This is a genomic window from Paracraurococcus lichenis (assembly GCF_030657435.1).
In the GTDB taxonomy this organism is placed as follows: domain Bacteria; phylum Pseudomonadota; class Alphaproteobacteria; order Acetobacterales; family Acetobacteraceae; genus Paracraurococcus; species Paracraurococcus lichenis.
The window spans coordinates 1-1,247 of sequence record NZ_JAUTWS010000317.1; the positions used below are offsets into that span (position 1 = coordinate 1).

Here is a 1,247-nt window from a genome sequence, read left to right on the forward strand (position 1 = left end):
GGGATCCTGGTGCCGAGCCAAGCGGCGGAATACGCGGCCCACCACCGCGTCTGCCCGCACTGCCGGGTGTCGCAGCCGCTCAAGGACCGGCGCACGCGTCGAGTGCAGACCCTGTTCGGCACGGTCGAGGTGGAGGCGCCACGGTTCCGGATCTGCTGCTGCAGTCCGCTGGCATCTTTGGCAGCAACGGTGTCCTCGCCGGTCTGCGGCCTCTTGACCGCCCGCGGCACGCCGGAGCTGGCGCGGGTACAGGCGGAACTTGGGGCTCGCACCTCGTTCCGGGAGGCCGCCCGGATCCTTGAGACCTTGCTGCCGGCCTCGCCGGCGAACCATGAGAGCGTGCGCACCCGCACCCATGCTGCTGCTCTGCAGCTGGAGGCGGCCGATCGGCGGGCCGCGGCGGCGGTAGTGGTCAACAACACGGCTGTAGTGGACGCGAGACGGCCAATTGTCATGCTCGACGGTGCTTACGTACGCGCCGTGCCGGGTCAGCAGGTTCGGAACTTCGAGGTGATCTGCGGCAAGGTCGAGCGAGAGGGCCATGGCAGCCGCCGCTTTGCCCTGGTGCGGAGTGTGGCCGAGCAGCCCCATGCCCTTCTGCGCGCGGCGTTGCTCGAGCAGGACTGGCGGGAGGGCAGCCTGGTGACCGCAATCAGCGACGGTGACCCGAGCCTGCCTGCATTGGTCCGCGCGGCGGCGAAGGCGCCGGTCGAGCCCATTCTCGACTGGTTCCACCTCTCGACGCGCGTGCGCCATATCGAGCAGACCTTCGTTGGCCTCACTGCGCTGGAGCCGGCAGACCGCGCACCACTGGAGCGTGCGCAGACCGAAGTTGAGCGACTGCAGCACCTGCTCTGGAACGGCAAGCACGGAGAGGCATGTCGGGCTCTGGATCGGATCGTGAGCTGCTTGGAGAAGGCTGCCCTGCCCGACGGCGCCACGGTGGCGGCGAAGGGCGAGCGTCTTGTCAAGCATTGCACAGAGCTGCGCGGCTACCTCGAAAACAACGAGGACGCGTTGATCGATTACGGCCAGCGCTACCGGGCCGGCAAGCCGATCTCGAGCTCTCGGGCAGAGGGCACGGTCAACCACCTGGTCAACGCGCGCATGAACAAGCGTCGGCAGATGCGCTGGTCACCGCGGGGCGCCCACCGTGTGCTCCAGGTCCGAGCCGCGGTCCTGGACGGTCGCTTCGGTCAGCAGGCGGTCCAACTCGCGGCGTAGCGCCCCAAGTTTTTGCCACTCCC

At 68.6% G+C, this 1,247-nt stretch carries 1 protein-coding gene; it reads left to right on the forward strand.

Annotated elements, in window-relative coordinates:
• Nucleotides 1-1,224 (forward strand): ISKra4 family transposase (locus Q7A36_RS39950; protein ID WP_305109350.1); only part of this gene is annotated, 1,224 nt, incomplete at its 5' end.
• Nucleotides 1,225-1,247 lie beyond the last annotated feature (23 nt).